Source organism: Paenibacillus sp. FSL E2-0151 (genome assembly GCF_037993015.1).
Taxonomy (GTDB): domain Bacteria; phylum Bacillota; class Bacilli; order Paenibacillales; family Paenibacillaceae; genus Paenibacillus; species Paenibacillus amylolyticus.
In genome coordinates this window covers 2,558,581-2,583,241 of the sequence record NZ_CP150308.1, presented here as the reverse complement: position 1 = coordinate 2,583,241, position 24,661 = coordinate 2,558,581, and the positions used below count along the sequence as shown (strand labels likewise).

Sequence of the window (24,661 nt, the reverse complement as noted above, 5' to 3'; positions counted from 1 at the left end):
ACTACGTAGGTTGTAGCTTGGTCATACCCTCGCGTATTTAGTGCCTGGTAATTGGCTAATCTGCTTTTTTATGATTAAAGATAACAGAACTGAATGCAAATGTCCAAAATCCCAACCAAGCAGCTCAACCATTTGATCCAATGATTGTTCTCCCTGTTCCAACAGATAAATCACACGTTGTTCATCTGGAGAGAGCTTAACCTCAGCGAATATCCCTCGCCCGGAAAGCTCGGTTGTTACGGTCGAACGTCCTCTATTGTAAGGAAGTTGTTCTGCATTTGGCAAGCCCAATCGATACTCTTCCAATACATCTGCTGCACAAGTGACCAATTTAGCCCCTTGACGGATAAGATTGTGTGCTCCCCGACTTTTCGGCGATGTAATCGGTCCAGGGACTGCAAATACATCCCTGCCTGCTTCAAGTGCAGCATCTGCTGTAATGAGTGAACCACTGCGAATGTCAGCCTCAACAACCAATGTTCCCAGTGTCAGACCAGCAATGATTCGATTCCGTTCCGGAAATAATCCTTGGCGTGCTCTCGTACCTGGTGGATATTCCGACAAAAGCAGCCCCGTCTCCGCGATTCGTTCAGCGAGGCTTGTATTTTCGGGTGGGTATATATTATCAATCCCTGTTCCGAATACTGCAATCGTTTTTCCTTTAGCACGTAGTACTGCCTCATGACATACGCTATCAATACCACGGGCAAGCCCGCTTACAATCGTCAGTCCTGCATTGCATAATTGCTCTGCCAGCTTTTCTCCAACTTTGCGCCCATACACCGTTGGCATACGAGTTCCTACCATGGCAATAGACGAATTGTGTAGCAAACTAATATCCCCTCGAGCATACATTACCCAGGGAGGCTGAACGGTTTCCTTCATTAATATGGGATATTTCTGATCCAGATAAGTAATAACCTCTATCCCCTGATTGTAAACGTGTTCTCTTTTACTCTCGATCCAGTCGATAGTAAATTGGCTAGCCAAGCGTGCAGCTTGATCTTTGCGCAAGCCTGCTGCGACCCAGTCGCTTTCCCCATAATTCAATAGTTCGGGTAATTCATGTTGTCCCAGAATCAGTTTCGAGATTGTTTTCTTGCCAATGCCCTCCATCTCATGTAACCCAAACAAGATCCATCTTTCTTCCATACCATAAACCTCCCAAAGCGGGAAGAGATCTTCCCTCATATTGTGTGTTAAGTGACCACGGAATGCAAGCGTTTACGCAGATGAGAGACAATTCCTCCCCCTTTTCCCGTAAAAAAAACGCAAAAAAGCAACCCTTCGCCCTGTTCAAGGACAAAAGGTTGCTTACCTTTTCCGTAACCATAATAGTCGGTCTACCAGAAATAAATCATTTCCGAGCCGTTTCTTCTATTATAACGAAAAAGAATTAATGTGTCGTGCACAAATTCAAAATACCGCGTTCCTCAAGTACACTCACCAAAGTCGAACCCATCTCAGCAGGAGTTGGTGCTACTTTGATTCCACATGATTCCAGCTTAGCAATTTTCTCTTTGGCTGTACCTTTACCGCCAGAGATAATAGCGCCAGCATGGCCCATCCGTTTGCCTGGAGGCGCTGTTACGCCACCGATAAAGCCAACAACCGGTTTGGTCATGTTTTCACGTACCCAATCTGCAGCATCCTCTTCAGCTGTACCACCAATCTCACCAATCATGATGACCGCATGAGTCTGTGGATCTTCATTGAACCGTTTGAGGATATCAATGAACTCCGAGCCTTTTACAGGGTCTCCCCCGATTCCTACAGCTGAAGATTGTCCAATACCACGTGTCGTCAGTTGATGAACGGCTTCATAGGTAAGTGTTCCACTACGGGAAACAACGCCTACGTGCCCTGCCATATGGATGTAACCAGGCATGATACCAATTTTACATTCTCCTGGTGTAATGACACCTGGACAGTTTGGTCCGATCAGGACAGTATCTTTACCTTCCATGAAGCGGTCAACCTTGATCATGTCAAGAACCGGAATACCTTCTGTAATACAGATCACGAGGTCCAGCTCAGCATCAACAGCTTCCATAATGGAATCTGCTGCAAATGCAGGAGGAACGTAAATGACGCTCGCTGTTGCGCCTGTAGCTTCCTTCGCTTCCTGCACAGTGTTGAACACCGGCAGACTAGCTACTGTACCGTCTTCCAACGTGATATCCACATTAGTTCCGCCTTTACCCGGTGTAACTCCGCCTACCATCTGGGTTCCGTAGTCCAATGCGCCCTTCGTGTGGAACATTCCCGTTGAACCCGTAATGCCTTGCGTAATGACTTTTGTATTTTTATCGATCAAAATACTCACGTTGCTTCACATCCTTACGGTTATTTTTCAATTCCCGGACAGCTCCGGTACTAAGGAATGAACTTATTTTACGAGGGCAACAATTTTCTGTGCACCATCGGCCATGGAATCAGCAGGAACGATATTCAGGCCAGATTCACCCAGAATACGTTTGCCAAGCTCCACGTTAGTTCCTTCAAGACGAACAACCAGCGGTTTGGTCAGGCCAAGCTGCTTCGCGGCTTCAACAACACCATTGGCGATAACATCACAGCGCATGATGCCACCGAAGATGTTAACAAAGATCCCAGCTACTTTGGCATCGGATAAGATGATCTTAAATGCTTCAGTCACCTTCTCTGTTGTTGCACCGCCCCCAACGTCAAGGAAGTTGGCCGGGTCTCCACCGTAGTATTTAATAATATCCATCGTTGCCATCGCAAGTCCCGCACCATTGACCATACAGCCGATGTTGCCATCAAGTGCTATGTAGCTGAGGTCGTATTTGGAAGCTTCGATTTCTTTTTCATCCTCTTCATCCAGGTCACGCAGTTCCAAAATGTCTTTGTGACGGAACAGGGCGTTGGAGTCAAAGTTTAATTTCGCATCTAGCGCGATAACGTTTCCATCTCCGGTAACAACGAGAGGATTGATCTCTGCAATAGAGCAATCTTTTTCGACAAATGCAGTGTACAGCGCGAGCATGAACTTAACAGCTTTGTTCACCAGTTCATTTGGAATCTTAATGCTGTAGGCCAGTTTACGGGCCTGGAACACTTGCAATCCAATGGCAGGGTCAATGATTTCTTTGAAAATTTTCTCAGGTGTAGCTTCAGCTACTTCTTCAATCTCAGTACCGCCTTCTTCGGAAGCCATCATAACTACACGGCCTGTGGCACGGTCCACAACAACACCCACATAATACTCTTTGCGGATATCGCATCCTTCTTCAATCAGAAGACGTTTCACTTCTTTACCTTCTGGTCCAGTCTGGTGTGTTACCAATACTTTGCCCAGAATTTCGGAAGCATAGGCACGAACTTCATCCGTACTCTTTGCCACTTTTACGCCGCCGGCTTTACCCCGGCCACCTGCGTGAATCTGTGCTTTGACAACAGTCACTGGACTGCCCAATGCCTCAGCGGCCGCGACCGCTTCATCGACTGTATAAGCAACCTTTCCGTTTGGAACGGTAACTCCATACTGTTTCAGTACTTCTTTTCCTTGATATTCATGGATATTCATTCTCGAATCCTCCTATCAACATGACTGCAACAAGGCGGGTTGGTAGACTAACAAAAGACAAATGTTGACTATTTTCACTCAAGCCCAATTCATTGTAACACGTTTTTAAAACGCTTTCCTTAAAAAACTAATGGTTAATAGACAGTATTTTGATATGAGTATGATCCCATATTGTGAATGCTTGGGTATATATGGAAAAAACCCCAGATAAAAACTGAGGTTTCCTTGATGTAAAACTAGATTTTATTTTTTGGCTGCGTTGGTGTTGGTTTCGTGAACTTTCTCCAGCAATCCTTTGAACTGACCCAGCAATGTTTCAAACTCTGTGCTGTTCAAACATGCATCTCCCTGAATGGATTCAGGTATGGATAATGCCTTGTTCCGCAACTCACGGCCCGAGTCGGTTAGTGTAATTAATACTTTTCGTTCGTCCTGAGCCGAGCGTTCGCGATTAATAAGTCCTGCTGACTGCAAACGTTTGAGAAGTGGTGTCAACGTTCCCGAATCGAGATAGAGAGCCTCCCCGATCTCCTTAACCGTACATTCTTCACGTTCCCACAAAACCATCAACACCAAATACTGGGAATACGTTACGCCAAGTACCTCCAGATAAGGCTGGTACATCTTCGTAATCTCACGTGAACAAGCATATATGGCAAAGCATAATTGGTTATCCAGCTTCAAACTGTCAGTCTGCATATGTCTTTCTCACCTGCCTATTGTGCAATCTATTCCTAATAATACAGGAACTATAGATCTATACTATCACAAAATAGAAAAAAAACAGAATAATTGAGCACAAATGATTTTACTATTCAATTTAATTATGATAAATTAGATTGTGTAAAACATAAAGATAATCAGCAGTTCATCCCCATGATTTAACAACAATAATAGATAAGTCCATCGAACAGATTCACGCTTTCTCGGGTCAAATTTAATAAACATAATGAAAGTTTATACGTAGCCATTTTGGCCAAAGTAATTTAATGATTTCCTTCCAGAAATAAAATTCAGGGATCAGGAAAGATGACTACAGCAATGATAATGACAGGTTGACTCCATGATTCCTTTTATATAAAATGCTTAATAGAAGCTGAGGAAGCACCTTAATTCGTAGACTGGCCCGTATTATGCGGAGTCAAGAATCGAGTGAGGTGTTTCTTTGTTATGTACGGAAAATTACACAGTGCGTGTTTGTACGGAATTGATGGCGTTCTGATCGAGGTGGAAACTGATTTATCCAATGGTCTGCCACAGACGTCCATCATCGGTTTACCGGATTCAGCTATTCGTGAGGCCGTTGAACGTGTCCGTGCAGCGATTAAAAACTGCGGGTATCAGTATCCTTTACAGCGGATCACAATCAATCTGGCCCCCGCTGATCTACGCAAGGAAGGATCTTCCTTTGATCTAGCCATTGCTATTGGTTTACTTATGACAAGCGGCCAGCTTGTACTTCCTCCCCAGGAACGGACACTAGTGGTTGGCGAACTGGCGTTGGACGGTTCGCTCAGGTCCGTGCCGGGCATTTTATCCATGGTGGATCTGGCCAAACGGCAAGGCTTTACGTCCGTGCTCCTGCCTTTGGATAACGTGGAGGAAGCGTCACTGATTCGAGGTATCCAGGTTTTTGGCATTCGTCATTTACAGGATATTGCTCCGGAAAACCCAGATCAACCCGCTAGATCAGCAGGAATACCAAATAATTCGAATGCAGGACCAGTCGTGTTGAAAAATTATGCACACCTCGCTACTCCTATAACTGATAAGACTCATAAGATGGCGGATAGGAAGACGAGACAAACACCATTATTTGCAGACGACTATAGTGATGTTCTAGGGCAGCATCATGTAAAACGCGCGCTTATGATTGCTGCAGCCGGCATGCATAATATACTGCTCGTTGGACCTCCAGGTACGGGCAAAACGATGTTAATCAAACGTCTGCCTTCCATCCTTCCTCCTTTGTCAGAAGATGAAGCGTTGGAAGTCACCAAAGTATTAAGTGCCGCTGGCAAATTGAAAGAAGCGCCTCAAGGCCTGATTGCAGACAGACCTTTTCGCTCGCCTCACCACACGATATCCACCTCTGGTCTGATTGGAGGCGGTGGTATCCCAAAACCGGGTGAAGTGAGCCTTGCCCACCGGGGCATATTGTTTCTGGATGAATTACCTGAATTCCAGCGCCAAGTGCTGGAGGTATTAAGGCAACCGTTAGAGGATCGCACAGTGACAATTAGTCGGGCTCGCGCTGCATTCACCTTTCCGGCCCAATTCATGCTTGCATGTTCCATGAATCCCTGTCCCTGCGGATATTTGTCCGCTCATTCGGAGGAGCAACGCTGCATATGTAGTCCAGCCCGTGTTGCCGCGTACCGAGCCAAAATTTCAGGACCACTGCTGGACCGCATTGATCTTCAGGTTGAGGTTCCTCCACCAGGCGAGTGGCGCAAGTCTGCTGCTTCCCCTTCCTCTGCAGAAATGCAGGCAAAAGTGATCCACGCTCATCAAATTCAGGCTACACGTTATGCCAAAAGTTCGGTTCGTTGGAATAGCCAGCTTTCGGGCACGCTTTTGCGACGAACGATCCATCTCCCCCAAGAGGCAGAGCAACTGTTAGAGCAAACGCTGCAAACGTTAAACCTGAGCATGCGTGCACATGATCGGATTATCAAGATGGCACAAACAATTGCTGATCTGGACCATGAAGGTGAAATTGTGACAGCTCATGTGGCTGAAGCCATCCAGTATCGTCAATTGGATCTTAATTTATTTTGAAGCTATTTTAAAAGCATATGGAGGGAAGAACAGGCCGATTTACCCAAAGGCAGTGGAATGGGCATGAAACTGTAAACAGCAGAGGAAAATCGAGAAGGATTCCTTATGCAGATTCTACAATGCGGATACACCAACATGACAAAAAACGTACAAGCCCTTCTCTTCTGTGAAGAAAGGTACTTGTACGTAGATTTCCCTGTAAACGTAAGGGGATCGTATATAGCTAAGGTCTACAACAATTTATTATTCAAAAAGAGTGAGTTTGTCCTTGGCTGGTGTGCGTTCTTTGGCAGAAGGAATAACATCAGGGTAACCCATATAAATCATGCCTACAATCTTCTCTCCCGCCTCTATTCCAAGCGATTTGCGGAATTTGGGAGCGTACAAAAATGGCTTGGTCACCCAGAACGTTCCAATGTCTTCACTCCAGGCTGCAAGCATAAAGTTTTGAACCAATGCACTAACCGCAGCGAAGTCTTCGTCCCAGATATTCTGTCTTGGATCTTCTTCCAGCACAACAAGCATAACGGATGGAACTTGCATAATATTGGGTGAGAATTTGTTGTCTTCTCCCATTTCTGCATCAATAGCCTCAGCCAGTTTCTTCCGTCCATTCCCTGTAAACAACAAAAATCTCCAAGGTTCACGCAGTTTATGGTTAGGAGCCCAGACTGCCGTATCCAGCAATTCTATAATCTGCTGTGTAGGAACAGCTTCTTTTTTGAATTTTTTCACCGTACGACGGTTTTGAATCGCATTTCTGACTTCATTTGTTGTTTTCGTAGCTTTACTCATCGGCCGTACCTCCTGTTTATAAAATCATTTGCAACCGCAATAGTGATTCGCGGCCTTGTACATTCAATATAATTTCTTTATGACATAATAAAATACCAGTTTACCTTCTTGATTATACACCCATCTGATCACGAGATTCAAAGGGGCGGCAGAGATCATTACCGTTAAGGTCATTACGAACAGAAAAGACGACTCTGAATGTTGATTCACCACGAGGAATCTTCAAGTCAGAACCGTCTTTTATTCTCATGTTATTGATTCACATATCATATCAACGAGTAATCAATCGTCGTAACTCGCCCCTTCAAACGTGCCATTCCCTTCAAATGTACCATTAATAAAATCCATTTTGTTGTACTTCTCCTGGTTACCTGCAACATCTGTACTATAGTACTCTACCACCTTGACATCAGGGGCATAAAACTTGACGGGTCCTTCATAGTTTTTCCATTCTCCCCCGTTGATTCGATATTGCGTTGTTTTTACGCCCGAACCTTTGACTTCGTCTGTTGCCTGAAGTCTGAATGTAAATCCTTTGATGTATACTTTCCCGTTCACAGTATCTGTAATAGGAACTAATCTGTACTTGGTTACTGGAGGTGTAATATCTGCATCCTTCTTAAGTACGATATTAAACGTATTATGATCTCCTTTTACAAGAGTAACGCTCAGGCTCGTTTTTAGATATCCTGCTGCTTCTCCCGTTATCGTTCTAGCCCCTGTTGGTACGCGCTTTATTAAATAGTTGCCTTGAGCATCTGTTGTTGCCGAACCTCCAGCATTAACTTTAGCCCCACTTACTGGATTGCCCGACTCATCTACAACTTTTCCCCGCACGTGTGCCGCCTCTGCCAAAACAACATCCATTCTCAAGGTTCCTCCCTCCCGGACACCCAAGCGATCCTGTTCATATAACATATAATCATCGGCATCTACCCATATTGCAATGTTCGGATTATAGGCGTAATCAATTCCTGTAACCGCATATCGACCTTGCTGATCAGTTTTCACTATACGATCAAAGACACTTGTTACTTTTATACGAGCATCTGGAACCGGTCTGCCTGCCTGATCTTTGACTGTTCCTACAATCGTGGATGGCTCATAAATATGAAAATCAAGCTTTATTTGCTCTCCACCGGACAATCCGTAGGAGCCATAGTGTCTGTACGTCACATAACCCTCTGCTTCAACTACAAAAGTAATGTCCGTATTGTCTTCAACGGACTCTATAATATGATACCGTCCATTCCCATCCGTCTTCACGCTTTTCTCAGACGTATCCCCACGATAATTAAGCCAATACTTGACAGTAGCGTTCTGGACAGGTAATCCCTGACGATCAATAACTTTACCTGATACACTTGCCTGTGTAGACGGATCGGCTGCATAAGAAACTCCGGAATACATGATTCCAAACAAAATGAAACATAAAGATAGTGTACTTAGTCGAATGATCCATTTGATACTTGTCTGCATCTTCTCACTACACCTCACTATTTATTTTATTGATCAAACATTCCTCTTTAGCCTCTTAAAATTAACTGACCATAAGTTCAAGCTTCCAGAATTCTCCGTCCCAAACATATTGCCAAATCCCCTGTCCACCGTTCATGGTCTCGCTGATATCCAGCACTTCCATCCGAGGGCACTCCCATACTTGTTTTACTGTGTTGTTCGAAGTATTCTGAAGCTCTTTCATACATCCCACCAACCTCTCTTTAAAATTCAACTTTCTTAGTTTATTACAAATGATACATTTTGTATCTATAAATTTCTGAAATACAATGATTTTATTATCAATGCTCTATCCTCTGTTTAATGATTTCATAGTTAAATCAAAAAAAGCCGCAGATCCTGTATAAATAGGAACTACGGCTTTAATATATTAACTAATTTTAAAACTAAAACGAATGCAAAGATAAGACATAATTAAACTTGTACTTCGAAATAACTGACCGACTCACATTAAAAAGATACAATCCGTATCAATTAATACAGCAATAACTTCGAGTGTAATTCTTAAAAAGCATTAACAATATGATTCACAGAGACAATTTCTCCTGCTTGATCAAGCATTACAGCAATTACATCAAAACGGATCTGAAGTTCCGTCTCTCCCGTCATTTGCAAATACACGGATGCGGTTGAACGTACCTGCTGCATTTTACGCATATCAACCGATTCCTGAGGTGTACCGTACTGAGCGGCTCCACTTCTGCTTCTTACTTCCACAAAGACAATCAGGCCCTCGCAGGAAGCAATGATGTCAATCTCACCGCTACGGCAACGCCAGTTCTGTCTAATGATCCGATAATCGTGCTCTCGCAACCATTGACAGGCAGCCTCTTCACCTAATCGGCCTTTCTGCTGTCGTGTGAGCTTTAATTCTGGCTCCTGACCCAATCTACGTTCTACCATGACTCATTTTCCTCACGTCCTGAGGCCATGCGATCTGCACGGTAGACGTACGTTAGCACCTCTGCGACCAGTTGATACAGTTCTGCCGGAATCTGTTCATCCAGATCCAACTTGGAGAGCACCTCCACAAGTGCTGCATCCTCCTGAACAGCCACGCCGTTTTCTCTGGCTTTATCCAGAATGGCTTCTGCCACTTTGCCGCGCCCCTTGGCTACAACAACAGGTGCTTCACTCTCTCCAGGGACATACTTTAGGGCAACCGCCTTTTTGGAAAGCAGGTCCGGTTGTGACGACTCGTCTTTCATACCTTCAAGTCCACCCCTTTGTATCGTTCAGGACTATAGTCCGAGGCCCGCGTTTTTCGTTCCGCGCCCGGCTCCTGGCCCGCAGGCCACGGTTCCGCCTTGAAGGTCAGCAGTTGATAGCCCAGCTTGTCCAATGCCTGATGGATCACCTCTCGTCCGCTCTCCAGAAGCGGTCCCATTCCTTCGCGATCATTTAATACACGCAGACTGACAATGTTATTAACCACATGGACATCTACCAGAGTAGGCCCAAGACTTTTCATGTCCAGATCAAACCATAGACGGCAGTTGGACGCATCCAGCTCTCCACGAGATCCACGACGTGATTGAATCTGAACAGACGCCGTTTCTTCCCCGTCCGGTCCAGTGATCGGAATAAACCAATGCATCTGTGCAAAAGTAGCACTGCGATCTGTCGTCAGCAATAACTGCTGACCTGTCAGATACTGCACGGCCTGTCCGGCGGCATCCTTAAGCGCCGCCGGTGCACCTTCGCTGCTGGCAAGTTGCAGCAGCAAGCCCTTCAGCGTGTCCGCATTTGCCGGACTCGCCGCATCCCCCACGCGCGGCTGCACTGCCGCGCCGTGAACGGCCTGCTGCTCGTGCTCCGCACCGAGCAGCTTCAGCACGCGCCCCACCCACGGGTCCCCCTCGTGGGTGACAGGTGCGGGCACTGCCGCAGCTCCCGCAGGTGCTGCGGCACTACCGCCAGCCGGCGGCGCATCAGCGCCGGCTGGCAACGGCTGCGGCATGCCTCCGGCAGCCGCAGCCGCCTGGCCGCCCTGCGATGCAGGGGCGGCCTGTGCTGCCGCACCAGGCTGTGCCGGTGCGGCAGTGGACGCGCTGCGCAGGGCGTCCAGCAGCGCCAGCAGCTTGGGCGCCAGCTGCGCTGCCGTAGGCGCTGCTGACGCCGCCTGGCCTGCTGCGGACGGCGTCCCCGCAGCAACAGGCGTTTCAGCGCGACCGTCAGTCCGACCGGCCGCGCCTGCTTCAGGCTGGCCTGCACTTGCACGGCCAGCCACAGATTCTGCTGCCGCCCCCGGTGTACCCGGGCGGCTCCCGACTTGGCCCGCGTCAGCCCCGCGCGGGCTCTCGCCAGGTATTCCGGTTCCAGACGGAATACCTGCACCCCCTTTGCCAGCCGTTTCAACGTTGCTGGCAACTGCCTTTGCCCCGGCTTCAGCATTTCCGGTGTCTCCGCCGGTTTGCACGTTTCCTTTCACCGCAGTACCTGCATCCTCTGCCCCGCCATCCGTCATGGATATAGCACCTGCCAACGCCGCTTGTCCTTGTTGCGTTGACAAAGCAGGTGTTCCCGTTCCAGTCACCTGACGACCGTTGCCTGATGCAGCCAATCCTTCTTCCATGTGTGCTCCATTCAGCACGACGGGTACACCAGCCACAACAGCTGGTTTCATGGCAGCAGATTGCTCTCCAGGCAATACCGGTTTACCTGTTGTTTGAGTAAGCATCGTTTCCAACTGGTCAGCCAACCCGCTTAACAACTGGTGCAGAGGGGGGCCAAACACCGTCTGGTGTAATCCTTTTACTGTTTCCGCCGTAACCGGAAGACCACGCTGAAAAGCAATTCCCGTCGCCTGCACCCATTCTTCCACAGGTACCTGGGCAGGTTTAGCAGTCATCATATTCTGGACCATAGCCACATTATCCTTCGTTAGCGGCAATCCGCTACGCTGCATGGCAAGTAACAGTTCCCGGTTCCCTTTTGTATCCGGCAGTCCTACATCCTTAAGCAGGTTGTTCAGCGAAGCTTGTGGCAGCTCAGCAAGTGTACCCGTCATAGGTTTCATTACCGTTATGCCATTTTCACCTGGAGGCTGCACTTGAAGCAACGTGGTCTCACCCGGACGGAGTGGAGTCTCCAACTTGGCGCGCACCTGCACACCTTGAATCTGCAGAACTGCTTCTCCCCCATCATCGGATACACTAACGACGGAGCCACGAACCACCTGACCTTCCTTTAATTCAAGCGGTTTGGCATTGCCGGGCTTACTGTCTCCCATTAACCCCTTTATCATGAAACCGATATTCAAATCTCTCCCCCTCCTTTCTTCAAACTTGTGTTAAAACAAAGATTGCTGCTCTCCAAGCAGGTTGCCCAGAAAACTGCGCCGATGCATCGGGGTTGCCCCCAATGCCATAATTTGCTCCCGATGAACTTTTGTTGCATATCCTTTATGTATCGACAAACCATATTCCGGATATAACGTATCCCATTCTTCCTTACACAGCCGATCTCTCGTTACCTTGGCAATAATAGATGCCGCTGCGATCGATTGACTATTAGCATCACCTTTAATAATGGACAGTTGAGGTACATTGACATCCACCTTCTCGGCATCCACCAGCATATAATCAGGAGTTTCTCCCAATGCTTCAACCGCACGTTTCATCGCAAGTCTCGCAGCCTGTTTGATGTTAAGCCGATCAATCGTCTCTGCATCCGCGTACCCGATACCTACCGCCAGCGCTTTTTCCATAATGACGTCATATAATGCATCACGTTTTTTCTCCGTTAATTTCTTGGAGTCATTCACACCTTCCAGGATGAGATCCTTTGGTAAAATAACCGCCGCTGCGACAACATCCCCAAACAAACAGCCCCGTCCTACCTCATCAATGCCAGCAATACGATCAAATCCACTGTCCCAATACTCCCGCTCATAGAGCAACAGATCTCGAGGTTCACTGGCTTCTTTTTTCTTCTTTGGTCCAATCGGAGTATCCAGTAGATTCAACCCGATCTCTTCATTATTTTCAACCATAACGCTCATCTCCTCTACCCACGCTTTTTCAGCATACGTATCACTTACAACTTTTTATAATATAGACGTAGATCCTCTGTCTTTTGTTCTGTACAACCTGTCTCTCTCAGTAAAACCTTTCCTTGAGATTTACAATATAAAGATAGTGATGTCTTCATTTATCGGTATTTGATGGTTTAAATTGAATATATCAGACCTCGTCTAATTTAAATTGCACCACCATTTATCATAGCACGATTTAGATGCACCTGATATATAGGTCAGCCAATTCCATAAAGCGTACTGTTCTTCAATCCTCTTCCATTTTATCGTTTTCGACGTATGTTCCAGCTCTACTTCCACGTTTATATACACAAAAAAAACGACCGCTCCCGGTAATCCGGTAACGGCCGCTTCTTTCGGCACTTGTATATATGAAATGAACAGATAAAGATAATGATCTTCATCGTGTAAAGTCCATTTTTTAATAGGGAGCTTCCATAGAGAAACGTCCCATTTTACCCGCTCGCAGTTCACGCAGAAATGCTCGTGATGCCTTTTCCAGATCAATACGCCCACCGCTTACAATGCAACCACGTATACGACCGACTTGTTCCATAATCGCAATAACACTGTCTGAATCATCTGCATCCTTGGAGAACTCCTGAAGTCCGTATCTCTCTTCAAGGGCGTCCCAGTAATAACGCATCAGGTAACTGATTCCAAAAAAGGCGATATCCTCTGCATTCAAAATTTCCTCTTTGATCGCACCAGTTACGGCAAGACGATAACCTACATTTTGATCTTCGAACTTAGGCCAAAGAATACCTGGAGTATCCAATAACTCCATTTCTTTGCCTACCTTGATCCACTGTTGCCCCTTCGTCACACCAGGACGATCTCCTGTTAACGCAATACTCCGTCCAGCCAATCGGTTAATCAGTGTTGATTTACCTACATTGGGAATCCCTACGATCAACCCGCGAACCGCACGAGGATTAATCCCTTTAGCAATTTGACGGTCAATTTTTTCTTTAAGAAGAAGCTTGGCCTGCACGGGAATATCTTTAACATTGGTTCCCGTCGAAGCATCTACAGGAAAAGCGGTAATTCCTTCTTTTTTGAAATATTCAATCCATTCTTGCGTCACTTTTGCATCTGCCAAATCCGATTTGTTCAACAAAATCATCCGGGGTTTATCCAGCAATATTTCGTCAATCATTGGATTACGGCTGGAGACAGGCAGACGGGCATCCAATAGTTCGATGACCACGTCGATGAGCTTTAACTTATCCTGAATCTGGCGTCTGGCTCGAGTCATATGACCTGGAAACCATTGTATCGTCAACTTGTCTTCACCTCATTATTTACTTCAAATTCAGTGGTTGATCCACTTAATCTCACCGATCGGCCAGAAAATCACATCTGCACGACCAATAATATCTTTTAACGAAACATAACCGATCATACGGCTGTCTGTACTATTCGGACGGTTATCTCCCATGACAAACACATGACCTGCCGGCACTTTGCCATCAGGGAACTGTTCATTCGGGAAATCCTTCACGTTATAGGTTCCACCATTTGCTTCAGCTGCATCAATGGCTCCTTGAATATACGTTTCATCAACCTTTTTACCGTTAACCATCACGGTATCGTCTTGAACCTCAACGGTATCACCTTCTACAGCAATAACACGTTTAATGAAATCTCGACCTTCGGATGGTACGTGGAAGACGATAACTTCACCGCGCTTCGGTTCTCTGATATCATATAAGATTTCGTTGACGATCACACGTTCACCCGTTTCAAAGTTCGGCTGCATGGACGGACCGTCCACAACAAACGGTTTGAAGAGCAACCACCGAATCAGAATGACGAGAACTAATGCAATAACAATGGCTTTAAGCCATTCAACAATTTCATTTTTGGCTTTTTTGGATCGACTGTTTTTCTCTTCGGCAGGATTGCCCTGGTCATGTTGAACTTCTTGTTCCATTCAAGATCTTCCTCTCTTCACAGTACATGTTTATAGCAGTACACACATCCAGCATTCTGTATCGTTCCAATAACTCAATGGATGGATACAAAACATTCACATCAGTTATGTAATCTTACACCAAGCATTACAGTACATTTAATCCACAATTCAAATGTTATCAATAACTGATTTTACAAGCCTCCCGGACTATTCCCCGCATGTGTTGCCATACCATTTTACTCGGAAGTGTACCTCCGGTTCAACTTTTCCCGGACAAAAACGAAAAGGGCTTGTCTCCAAGCCCTTCCCGGTATCCGTTATATTAACGAATTTCTTTAATTCTCGCTGCTTTACCGCGTAGTTCACGAAGATAATAAAGCTTCGCACGACGAACTTTACCACGGCGAGCCACTTCGATTCTATCGATTTTAGGGGAATGAAGCGGGAAAGCTCTTTCCACACCTACACCGTAAGAAATTTTACGAACTGTAAAAGTCTCACTGATTCCACCACCACGGCGTTTAATCACAACACCTTCGAACAATTGGATACGCTCGCGAGTTCCCTCGATTACCTTAACGTGCACTTTCAAAGTGTCACCAGGACGAAAACTCGGAAGATCCTTGCGAAGTTGTTCTTGTGTAATCGCTTGAACGATATTCATCTATGACTCCCTCCTTCCATACAGGCGTTCATACTTCTTCCAGAGATCACCTTGTCTCCTTCATCATCCATAGAGGACCGCCGTATTCCACATAACAGACTTATTGTATCACGCAGCATATCAAAACACAAGAGAAATTAAACAAATGCCTATTGATTAATCTGCCATTCTGAAACTCATCCATCACATGTTAACTTCATTCAAAAATACATTCTCCCATATGGAAAGTGAATCAACGCTCTCATCTGCAAGTCAACCTGATACAGGAAAAAATACTGTAACTTCCAGTGTAGTAATATCGTCTATGATATAACTTATTGACCACTTTAAAAGGAGAATCCCAAGACTTATGAAATATTGGAAAAAGATCACACTTGCCCTACTCGCCATGCTCACATGCTCCATTACACTATATTCATATGCCGTAACTCACCCAACGAATGCACTGTCACACAAAGCCTGCACATCCTGGGACATAGTCAAACGCAAAGCATTCGAGCTGTCACACACTGACTTCTCTAACCAATCTGCGCTGGATCGTTCTACCTTTAGGATTGAACAAGATACCGCTACAGAAGTTCCTGTGCTGATGTATCATTACATAGAGCCCAAATTGAATAATCAAGAGACAGATAATAAATCCATCATTAATCTGGAGGATTTTGAGCAAAATATGAAATACCTGCATGATGAAGGCTACCAAACGATTACACTGGATCAGCTTGAGCAATATGTTAGCGGGAAGATTTCCCTGCCACAGAAGTCCATTGTGATTACCTTTGATGATGGATACCAGAACAATTATACTTTAGCTTACCCTGTGCTTCAGAAATATAATTTTCATGCCTCACTGTTTGTCATAGGCAGTAAAATTCAGGATCAACCTTCGGTATTTGAGCCCGCCATCAACAGTTTCATCTCCAAGCCAGAGATGCAGGCAGCAACCGACGTATTTGAGTTCAACAGCCATACCTATAACCTGCATCATAAGGGATTTATGCGCTGTGGGAACAGCGTACCTGTCGGTCTGGACACCAGTCTTCTGGATGATGATATCCAGCAAATGAAGGAAACCGGAATAGACACACCTTATTTGGCCTATCCTTTTGGTTATACCAGCACACAGATGATCTACAAGTTACAGCAACATGGATATCGCATGGCTTTTACCGTAAAGTCTGGATTTGTGCATCCAGGAGATCATCCCATGAAGCTGCCTCGCTTGACGGTCACGACAGGCACTGATTTGGCGACCTTGCTTCAACCCGAATCCAGTCCGCAGAACGAATCATCTGCATCGGAGAACGACCAGTAAAACCTAGATTTTAACTTCACCGCCCGGATACAGAGTCGAGTTATACAGCCTTTTTAGCTGTGGCTTGGCTTTTTTTGCATCGGTAAGTGATAATGTCATCGGAGAGCTGGAATAAATCACTGCTTCCTCTGCGTCATAGATGATGATCTGTTCTTTCCCCGTCTGAACCAGGTCTGCATGTACCGCATATCCCTCTTTTGGGAATTCAGTAACCGTTTTCATATCTCCATCTACCAAAGAAGGCAACACATCTCCACCTCTGCGATACGCCAAAATATAATCGAGTCCACCTTCATCCCAGTTATATACAGGCTCTATAATGGTTAACCAGCCAGGAGTCGTGCGGTTTTCTTTCCATATTTCTTGCCCTGCGCTATCAAGCATGAACATTCCATCCTTACCATGCTCATCCCCTCGGACAATCCGGTCCAGACCTGCAATCTGTAAAGCTATCATTCCAGTACAAAAATGGCCTAATGCAATATGCTGTGATTCAATCGAATCTTCATAACGCCACTTCTCATTACCATAGCGGTCCATCATGACCGTAACACTGCCACCGATAACAATCTCGACTTCCCCATCACCATCAACGTCGCCAAACCATATACAGTCAGCATGATCATCGAGATTATGACAAGACCATAACAACGTCCCATCATGATCCAGCATGTCATATCCGGCCATCACTTCATCTTTCCCATCTCCATCGATGTCATATACCCATGGAAAATGTCCCGGATTCCCTTCATGCTTCCATAACAAATTAAAATCATGGTCGAGTGCCCATAACGTCTTATAGCGGTCTTTCAGTATAATGTCCATTTTCTGCTGGTTACCCGTCAGGTTGGTGAGAATAATGCAGTCATGTGCTTCATCACCTGGCAGATCACGTGTTTCTTTGATCTCCCCGGTCCGGCCATCCAACACGAGAAATTGTTTGTCCATCACACACAATACTTCATTATTTCCATCTCCATCCCAATCTGCGACCTGAGCGGGATAGTCTGAACCCGGACCCCCTGCATCGGGATCAGGAGTTCCGACCTGCCATAGTAATGTTCCTCCCAGATCAAACGCAGTCAAACAACATACCTGATGCGGAACATACCGATCGTCTATCCCCCCATCTGCCTGTACCAGCAACATTTCAAGTCTGCCATCCCCGTTTATATCTCCCAAAAGCATTTTGCAGCGTTCTCCAGCTTGGCTAATATCTACTCTGGCGATTTCATAAGACTGAATGCTCATCATCTTCCTCCTCAGCTTATCCTTGTTATTCAAATCCAGCTGAGTTCACCATAAAGAAAACCCCTGTTTTTTACAACCCTATTATGTGGTCATGCAAAAATGTTCAAAGCTGCAAAAAAGTGCCTACGTAATTAAACGATTTAAACAAATGATTTAAGCCCACTCTAAAAACTCAAGACGATTGCCAAAAGGATCATTTATATAAAAACGTCTTACACCTTCATCTGCCCTTGCTTCGTCATCAACAATATGAATTTGGTTATGAATGAGATGATCACGCAACTGATCCAAATGTTGTACATGAAATGCCGGATGAGCTTTTGTAGCGGAAATAAAATCTTTTTGTACGCCAATATGCACTTGGTGTCTGCCACACTCGAACCATACACCACCCCGTTTTCTCAGAATTTCAGGTTTGGGAATCTCCGTCCAACCCAGTACTTTATTGAAAAAATGACGTGCCTCCGCTTCACAAGATTCAGGTGCTGCGAGCTGAATATGATCAAGACCAATAATATTGTAAGTCATTCATACACCGCCTTTGGTTTCATTTGGTGAAACTTAGTTTTAAAATATACCTCCATTTTATAAAATAACCCATTGAATATCCAGCTTTCTTTACAAAACACATAAGAAAAGCCAACCTTTGGTATCATGGTTGGCTTTTTCAAACTCTATAAAAAGATATATTTACGTGTTTATACGATATATATACTTATTCTGTGCTATGTTTACGGTTTGAGCGTATCTTTTTCAACCAAATGCGTTCTTTATCCGTCAAATCAGCCGTTTCCAACATCTCCGGTCTGCGCTCCAGCGTACGAAGCAAAGACTGCTCTCTGCGCCATGCCTCAATGTTCAGGTGATGTCCTGACAACAGCATATCCGGTACTTTCATGCCCCTAAACTCGGGTGGACGTGTGTAGTGTGGATATTCGAGGAGTCCAGTACTGAATGAATCGGTTACTGCACTTGTCTCATTGCCAAGCACACCGGGAATAAGGCGTACGATGCTGTCGATCGCAACCATAGCAGGCAATTCCCCACCAGTGAGCACGTAATCACCAATGGATAGTTCATCCGTCACGAGAAATTCGCGAATTCGCTCATCGTAACCTTCATAATGTCCACATATAAAAATCAGATGATCTTCCTGTACAAGTTCTTCTGCTTTTTTCTGTGTAAACGTCTCACCTTGCGGACACATTAAAATGATACGTGGAGCTTTCATGGTCGCCGCGGCTTCTCCGCTTTTCTCCAGTACATCTTCAACAGCAGCAAAGATCGGATCTGGTTTCAGCACCATGCCTCCACCCCCACCGTAAGGAGCATCATCGACCGTATTGTGCTTATTTGTCGCATAATTACGGAAGTTGGTTGCACCGAGGGACACCAGCCCCTTAGTTTGGGCTTTACCCAGAATGCTTGCTCCGAATACGCCATCAAACATCTCCGGGAATAGTGTTAATACATCCACTTTCATGTTACAGCAGCCCTTCCATCAGGTGAATCTTCACTTGCTGCTGTTCGATGTCCACATCAAGTACTACATCATCAATAACGGGAATCAACACTTCTTTACCTGCTGGCGTTTTGACAACCCATACATCATTGGCACCAGGAGTCAAAATTTCAGAGATGGTTCCAAGCGTTTCACCCTCTTCGGTGATAACCGAACACCCAACGATTTGATGGAAGTAGTATTCACCTTCCTCCAGCTCAGCGAGGTTCTCTTTTAACACTTTGGCCATACCGCCTTTAAACTTCTCTACTTCATTAATATTGCCATACTCTTTCAGACGAAGAATATACATATTTTTATGCAAACGTGCAGATTCCACGTTAACCATGACTGGATGATTATCTGGTGTAAAGAAAAACAACTCTGCATTTTTCGCGAAACGCACTTCTGGGAAATCGGTTATAGGCATGATTCTCACCTCACCGCGAATTCCATGCGTATTAACGATTTTACCTACATTCATAAACTCTGCCATACGTTCCTCCTACGATCCATTCTTATTGGTATTCCTATTAGATGATCCCCTGCGACCGTTCCGGTTACGGATCGTTCTTCGGATCGCTGTTATCCCCTAATTTTTTTAATTATTTTTAAAGGTGAAAATCCGGTGATAAAGGCGAGCGCTGACGCTTCTTCAGAATCGATTCCGTACCCTTCACTACTTCCGCAAATAATCATACTTGACGAGCTATCTCAATCATATTATTTAAGTTTCAGCATGCACGAAAAGGGGCTAGGACATGCATCCTAACCCCCTTTCGTATATCTTTAAGATATGATATCAACGGTAACCCGTTTATCCATCTTAACTGCTGCTGATGTGACGACCGTACGAAGTGATTTCGCGATTCGTCCCTGTTTACCTATTACCTTCCCGACATCGTCAGGATGAACGGTTAACTCATAAACGACAAGCCGGTCTTTCTCAACCGTCCGAACCGTCACATCTTCCGGATGATCGACTAAAGCCTTAGCAATTATGCTTACTAATTCTTCCATAGATGACCCTCCGAATCAGCACTTTATTTAGATAATTTAGACTCGTGGAACTTCTTCATCACGCCCGCTTTGCTAAGCAAGTTGCGGACAGTGTCAGATGCTTGTGCACCGTTTTGAAGCCATGCCAATGCTTTATCTTCATCGATCTTAACAACAGCCGGTTGTTCAACCGGGTTGTAGTAACCGATCTCCTCGATAAAACGACCGTCACGTGGGGAACGGGAATCCGATACCACTACGCGGTAGAAAGGAGCTTTGTGAGCACCCATACGTTTCAGACGAATACGAACTGCCATTTGAAAATTCACCTCCTTCAATGAAATCTGTATATGATCCAGCTTCGCTTAAATCAACGGAAAGGAAACTTCATTCCTTTACCCATACCTTTAAGCTGCTTCATCGCTTTATTTTTACCGCCGCCTTTAGGTCCCATCATATCCGAGAACTGTTTCATCATGCGGCGCATCTCATCAAATTGCTTGATCAGACGATTTACTTCAGCCAGAGATGTTCCGCTTCCGGTAGCAATACGCTTCCGGCGGCTATGGTTGATCATGTCCGGGTTACGTTTCTCTTCGGTCGTCATTGAGTAAACGATCGCTTCGATCCGGCCCATCTGTTTATCATCAACCTTCAGATCCTTGGCTTGTTTCATCTTGCCCATGCCGGGGATCATATCCATGATCTGATCGATTGGTCCCAGCTTTTTCACTTGATCCATCTGCTCCAGGAAATCTTCAAACGTGAATTCTGCATTACGCATCTTCCGTTCCATTTCCTTGGCTTTATCGGTATCAATGTTTAATTGTGCTTTCTCAATCAGAGATAACATATCACCCATACCGAGGATCCGTGAAGCCATACGTTCCGGGTGGAACGGCTCCAAAGCGTCAAGTTTCTCTCCAAGGGAAGCAAACTTGATTGGACAACCCGTAACTGCTTTGACGGAAAGCGCAGCACCACCACGAGTATCTCCATCCAGCTTTGTCAGGACAACCCCGGTCAGATTAAGCTGCTGGTTAAAGTGTTCTGCTACGTTAACCGCATCCTGACCTGTCATGCTGTCTACAACAAGCAGTACTTCATCCGGATTCACTACGCTGTGAATCTGGCGAAGTTCTTCCATCAGTTCTTCATCAACATGCAGACGTCCAGCTGTATCGATAATAACATAGTCATTACCGTTATCCTTCGCATGTTGAAGACCTTGACGCGCGATCTCAACAGGGCTTGTCTGATCTCCCAGTGTGAATACCGGCGCTTTGATCTGCTCACCAAGTACTTGCAACTGTTTGATCGCTGCGGGACGATAAATATCTCCTGCAACAAGCAATGGTCTGCTGTTTTGCTTTTGCAGCATTTTAGCCAGTTTACCCGATGTGGTTGTTTTACCAGCACCCTGCAAACCAACCATCATCAGCACCGTAGGCGGTTTGTTCGCTTTAGCCAGTTTCGCTTGGCTTCCACCCATCAAATCCGTTAGTTCCTTGTTAACGATGTCGATGATGACCATTCCTGGCGTGAAGCTCTCCATCACTTCTTTGCCAACAGCCTTCTCTTTCACCTTGGCGATGAATTCCTTGACCACTTTGAAGTTTACATCCGCTTCGAGCAATGCCAGACGTACCTCGCGCATAGCCTCGGCTACATCTTCATCAGACACCTTGCCTTTGCCGCGCAGCTTGCTGAACACATTCTGTAATCGGGTCGTTAATCCTTCAAATGCCATGATCCCACCTCCTTAAGCTTTAATACTGTTTTCAAGACCGATACGTTCCGCTCAGCCAATATTTCATTCACTAAGCTGAGCAACGATATCGTGTATTTGTTTGTTGTTATCAATGGAGACGCCTGCGCGTTCCAATGCATTTTGCAAATCTTCAAGATTGCGATTACGCCGTTCATGCTTTTCCAGCAAGCCCAGCTTGCTTTCGTAATTTTCCAGCACTTGTTCGGCACGCTTGATATGCTCGTATACCGCCTGGCGGCTGATCTCAAACTCGGCTGCAATTTCACCAAGTGAGAAATCGTCATGAAAGTAATACTTTAGAAAAGTCTGCTGTTTCTCGGTAAGTAACAATTCATAAAAAGCAAACAGCAAGTTAATCCGGTTTGTCTTCTCAAGCCGATTTTCTTGACTCACATCGGGGCACTCCCTTCGTCAAGGAAAAACACTTTACACTCTTGCAACGTTCCTAATAATACCTAAAACAAATCAGGTTGTCAAGCAAAAATACTTGTCACAATAAAAACAGCTCTGATGATACGTTATTTCGATGTTTAACGGGTGCTTTATGCCCTTCTTCACTACAAGCAAATTCTATCTGTGTCCCTGCGACCCACCTCTATGTAGAAGAAAAAACGAATGCGTCTCAGTCCGTGGAGATGCATCCGTCTATGGTGTTCTAACGAAGTGGTGTCAGGTACAGCAGTACCATAAAGAAATGAAGAATACTGCCTGCTAACACAAAGAGATGCCAAATCGCATGGTGGTACGGAAATCCACGCCATACATAAAAGAGCGTACCAAGTGTATACATCAGGCCTCCAGCAACCAGCAACACAATGCCGCCTGTAGGAATGGCCGCCATAAGAGGTTGCCAGGCAATAACGATCAGCCAGCCCATCGCAATATAGAAAATCGTGGACATGAATAGAAACTTTTTCGTAAAAAATGCCTTAAAGATCACGCCGCATAATGCGATACCCCAGATTATACCAAACAGGGTCCATCCAAGTGTACCGCGAACAGCAATAAACAAAAGCGGAGTGTACGATCCCGCAATAAATAAATAAATGGAAGAATGGTCGAAAATCTCAAATAAATCTTTCACTTTTCCATCTTTCCATGCATGCACGAGTGTAGAACTTGTATAGAGTAGCAGCATGGTGATTCCGTAGATCGTGAAACTGACCACATGCCAAGCCGTGCCTTTCATACTTGAAAATACAATCAATATCACCAGTGCAGCTACACTGAGTGCAGCGCCGATTCCATGTGTCACCGCATTGGCGACTTCTTCACGGCGAGAATAGGTATACGTATTGGCCATTTTCAACCGTCCTTTCTAACCCTTTAACATTGCCTGCTTTATTCCTCCATTATACACGTATTGCCAGTGACATTACACGTGACACTTATCACGTATATCACTGGCAATACGGTTAACATTATTAATTCATTCTATTATTAATGATTCTAGGAATTAGCTTCCTCTTCTTCAGCACTTTCCGCTGGCTGTTCCTGGATTAATCCGGCGAACAAAGCATGCACAAATTGCTCCGAGTCAAACGGCTGCAGATCATCAATTTTCTCACCCAGTCCTACGAGCTTCACAGGCAAGTCCAGCTCCTGACGGATCGCAACAACGATCCCCCCTTTGGCTGTTCCATCCAGTTTCGTCAGTACGAGGCCAGTTACGCCGCTTTTCTCACCGAAAAGTTTGGCTTGGTTCAAAGCATTTTGACCTGTTGTTGCATCCAGTACCATCAGTACTTCATGCGGAGCATCCGGAATTTCACGCTGAATGACACGATAGATCTTGTTAAGCTCGTCCATCAGGTTCGATTTGTTTTGCAGACGACCTGCTGTATCACAGAGCAGAACATCCGCACCCCGTTGTTTCGCTGCTTGTACCGCATCATACATAACCGCTGCTGGATCAGAACCAGATTGCTGTTTGATAACATCGACACCGGCACGTTGCCCCCATACTTCCAGCTGTTCAATGGCTCCGGCACGGAACGTATCTCCAGCTGCCATGATGACTTTTTTACCTTGTTGTTTAAATCGATGTGCCAGCTTGCCAATCGTTGTTGTTTTACCAACACCGTTAACACCAACGAACAAAATGACGGTAATGCCATCCGGGTTCATTTTCAATTCGTTATTCTGTTCACCGCGAAGAAGACCCGTCAGTTTCTCGGACAATACAGGCTGCAGCTCAGCCGCATCCTCAATTTTGCGTTTTTTCACCTCAACGCGCAGGTCTTCGATCAGATTCATGACTGTATTCACACCAACGTCTGCTCCGATCAAAATCTCTTCCAGTTCTTCATAGAACTCTTCATCGATTTTTTTGCGACGGATTACGAGATCCGACACTTTTTCCACTAACCCTTTACGTGTCTTTTCCAATCCATCCTTGAACTGTTTGGTGACCGACTCCGTTTTGCTTGCAATGCTGTCTCTAAGCTTTTTAAAAAAACTCATAAAGCCCCTCCATCGTGTACATAATCTAAGCGCTTTTGCAAAAATGCTCAATCTGAATGATTTTCAATGATTACAATGAGTTCATTTGTCTCGCAAGTT

26 protein-coding genes are annotated in these 24,661 nt (G+C 45.4%); 2 read left to right on the top strand and 24 right to left on the bottom strand.

The annotated features are described in order from the left end of the window. Window positions 1-21 precede the first annotated feature (21 nt). The 4 genes from dprA to MHI55_RS11890 all read right to left on the bottom strand — a co-directional run bounded on the left by dprA (window position 22) and on the right by MHI55_RS11890 (window position 4,249). Window positions 22-1,152, bottom strand: coding sequence for a DNA-processing protein DprA (gene dprA / locus MHI55_RS11905; RefSeq protein ID WP_076249821.1), 1,131 nt, complete (start codon window positions 1,150-1,152; stop codon window positions 22-24). Window positions 1,153-1,396: 244 nt separating this feature from the next. Next, window positions 1,397-2,326: a succinate--CoA ligase subunit alpha gene (gene sucD, locus MHI55_RS11900; protein ID WP_074094556.1), complete on the bottom strand. Its 930-nt coding sequence runs from the start codon at window positions 2,324-2,326 to the stop codon at window positions 1,397-1,399. 63 nt (window positions 2,327-2,389) lie between these two features. Further along, window positions 2,390-3,550 (bottom strand): ADP-forming succinate--CoA ligase subunit beta, encoded by a 1,161-nt coding sequence (gene sucC, locus MHI55_RS11895; protein WP_036609384.1) that lies wholly within the window; start codon window positions 3,548-3,550, stop codon window positions 2,390-2,392. Window positions 3,551-3,793: 243 nt separating this feature from the next. After that, complete coding sequence (locus tag MHI55_RS11890; protein ID WP_036609387.1) at window positions 3,794-4,249, bottom strand: MarR family transcriptional regulator; 456 nt, start codon at window positions 4,247-4,249, stop codon at window positions 3,794-3,796. A gap of 471 nt (window positions 4,250-4,720) precedes the next feature. On the opposite strand from MHI55_RS11890, the gene MHI55_RS11885 reads away from it, so the two are divergent. Further along, entirely contained in the window at window positions 4,721-6,331 is a 1,611-nt protein-coding gene (locus tag MHI55_RS11885; RefSeq protein ID WP_340390106.1) for a YifB family Mg chelatase-like AAA ATPase, read from the top strand. Between the two features lie 243 nt (window positions 6,332-6,574). Here MHI55_RS11885 and MHI55_RS11880 read toward each other — a convergent pair whose 3' ends face one another. From MHI55_RS11880 to rplS, 10 genes are all read right to left on the bottom strand, one after another. Then, complete coding sequence (locus tag MHI55_RS11880) at window positions 6,575-7,126, bottom strand: nitroreductase (protein ID WP_076249824.1); 552 nt, start codon at window positions 7,124-7,126, stop codon at window positions 6,575-6,577. A 282-nt stretch (window positions 7,127-7,408) separates the two neighbouring features. After that, the gene (locus MHI55_RS11875) at window positions 7,409-8,605 is read right to left on the bottom strand and encodes a carboxypeptidase-like regulatory domain-containing protein (protein ID WP_340390104.1); all 1,197 of its coding nucleotides are present in this window, start codon (window positions 8,603-8,605) and stop codon (window positions 7,409-7,411) included. A 61-nt stretch (window positions 8,606-8,666) separates the two neighbouring features. After that, the gene (locus MHI55_RS11870; protein WP_139331839.1) at window positions 8,667-8,828 is read right to left on the bottom strand and encodes a paeninodin family lasso peptide; all 162 of its coding nucleotides are present in this window, start codon (window positions 8,826-8,828) and stop codon (window positions 8,667-8,669) included. Window positions 8,829-9,148: 320 nt separating this feature from the next. Further along, complete coding sequence (locus MHI55_RS11865) at window positions 9,149-9,547, bottom strand: YraN family protein (protein ID WP_340032464.1); 399 nt, start codon at window positions 9,545-9,547, stop codon at window positions 9,149-9,151. Further along, the gene (locus MHI55_RS11860) at window positions 9,541-9,852 is read right to left on the bottom strand and encodes an EscU/YscU/HrcU family type III secretion system export apparatus switch protein (protein WP_036609395.1); all 312 of its coding nucleotides are present in this window, start codon (window positions 9,850-9,852) and stop codon (window positions 9,541-9,543) included. Before MHI55_RS11860 ends, MHI55_RS11865 begins: the two co-directional genes overlap by 7 nt. Then, entirely contained in the window at window positions 9,849-11,891 is a 2,043-nt protein-coding gene (locus MHI55_RS11855; protein ID WP_340390102.1) for a DNA ligase, read from the bottom strand. Before MHI55_RS11855 ends, MHI55_RS11860 begins: the two co-directional genes overlap by 4 nt. Window positions 11,892-11,936: 45 nt before the next feature. Further along, window positions 11,937-12,638, bottom strand: coding sequence for a ribonuclease HII (locus tag MHI55_RS11850; protein ID WP_340032462.1), 702 nt, complete (start codon window positions 12,636-12,638; stop codon window positions 11,937-11,939). A 463-nt stretch (window positions 12,639-13,101) separates the two neighbouring features. Next, window positions 13,102-13,965, bottom strand: coding sequence for a ribosome biogenesis GTPase YlqF (gene ylqF / locus MHI55_RS11845; protein ID WP_017689210.1), 864 nt, complete (start codon window positions 13,963-13,965; stop codon window positions 13,102-13,104). A gap of 30 nt (window positions 13,966-13,995) precedes the next feature. After that, window positions 13,996-14,616 (bottom strand): signal peptidase I, encoded by a 621-nt coding sequence (gene lepB, locus MHI55_RS11840; RefSeq protein ID WP_047842465.1) that lies wholly within the window; start codon window positions 14,614-14,616, stop codon window positions 13,996-13,998. A 304-nt stretch (window positions 14,617-14,920) separates the two neighbouring features. Further along, the gene (gene rplS / locus MHI55_RS11835) at window positions 14,921-15,262 is read right to left on the bottom strand and encodes a 50S ribosomal protein L19 (RefSeq protein WP_017689212.1); all 342 of its coding nucleotides are present in this window, start codon (window positions 15,260-15,262) and stop codon (window positions 14,921-14,923) included. A 349-nt stretch (window positions 15,263-15,611) separates the two neighbouring features. Here rplS and MHI55_RS11830 point away from each other — a divergent pair, with 349 nt between their 5' ends. After that, window positions 15,612-16,577: a polysaccharide deacetylase family protein gene (locus MHI55_RS11830; protein WP_340390100.1), complete on the top strand. Its 966-nt coding sequence runs from the start codon at window positions 15,612-15,614 to the stop codon at window positions 16,575-16,577. 3 nt (window positions 16,578-16,580) lie between these two features. Here the strand turns inward: MHI55_RS11830 and MHI55_RS11825 are convergent, their stop codons facing one another. The 10 genes from MHI55_RS11825 to ftsY all read right to left on the bottom strand — a co-directional run bounded on the left by MHI55_RS11825 (window position 16,581) and on the right by ftsY (window position 24,562). Next, entirely contained in the window at window positions 16,581-17,828 is a 1,248-nt protein-coding gene (locus MHI55_RS11825) for a hypothetical protein (RefSeq protein ID WP_340390593.1), read from the bottom strand. 153 nt (window positions 17,829-17,981) lie between these two features. Then, the gene (locus tag MHI55_RS11820) at window positions 17,982-18,356 is read right to left on the bottom strand and encodes a VOC family protein (RefSeq protein ID WP_340390098.1); all 375 of its coding nucleotides are present in this window, start codon (window positions 18,354-18,356) and stop codon (window positions 17,982-17,984) included. 187 nt (window positions 18,357-18,543) lie between these two features. Then, window positions 18,544-19,311, bottom strand: a complete 768-nt coding sequence (gene trmD, locus MHI55_RS11815; protein WP_340390096.1) for a tRNA (guanosine(37)-N1)-methyltransferase TrmD — start codon at window positions 19,309-19,311, stop codon at window positions 18,544-18,546. 1 nt (window position 19,312) lies between these two features. Then, entirely contained in the window at window positions 19,313-19,825 is a 513-nt protein-coding gene (rimM, locus tag MHI55_RS11810; protein ID WP_036609454.1) for a ribosome maturation factor RimM, read from the bottom strand. 293 nt (window positions 19,826-20,118) lie between these two features. Then, on the bottom strand, window positions 20,119-20,349 hold the full coding sequence (locus tag MHI55_RS11805; RefSeq protein WP_017689218.1) for a KH domain-containing protein: 231 nt from the start codon (window positions 20,347-20,349) through the stop codon (window positions 20,119-20,121). A gap of 23 nt (window positions 20,350-20,372) precedes the next feature. Further along, window positions 20,373-20,645 carry a 30S ribosomal protein S16 gene (gene rpsP, locus MHI55_RS11800; RefSeq protein WP_017689219.1) on the bottom strand — a complete coding sequence of 91 codons (273 nt, stop codon included), beginning with the start codon at window positions 20,643-20,645 and terminating at the stop codon, window positions 20,373-20,375. A 53-nt stretch (window positions 20,646-20,698) separates the two neighbouring features. After that, the gene (gene ffh / locus MHI55_RS11795; protein ID WP_017689220.1) at window positions 20,699-22,078 is read right to left on the bottom strand and encodes a signal recognition particle protein; all 1,380 of its coding nucleotides are present in this window, start codon (window positions 22,076-22,078) and stop codon (window positions 20,699-20,701) included. A 63-nt stretch (window positions 22,079-22,141) separates the two neighbouring features. After that, window positions 22,142-22,492, bottom strand: coding sequence for a YlxM family DNA-binding protein (gene ylxM, locus MHI55_RS11790; protein WP_017689221.1), 351 nt, complete (start codon window positions 22,490-22,492; stop codon window positions 22,142-22,144). A gap of 262 nt (window positions 22,493-22,754) precedes the next feature. Continuing rightward, entirely contained in the window at window positions 22,755-23,402 is a 648-nt protein-coding gene (locus tag MHI55_RS11785) for a hemolysin III family protein (RefSeq protein ID WP_076326827.1), read from the bottom strand. A gap of 146 nt (window positions 23,403-23,548) precedes the next feature. Beyond that, entirely contained in the window at window positions 23,549-24,562 is a 1,014-nt protein-coding gene (gene ftsY / locus MHI55_RS11780) for a signal recognition particle-docking protein FtsY (RefSeq protein ID WP_036609455.1), read from the bottom strand. Between the last annotated feature and the right edge of the window lie 99 nt (window positions 24,563-24,661).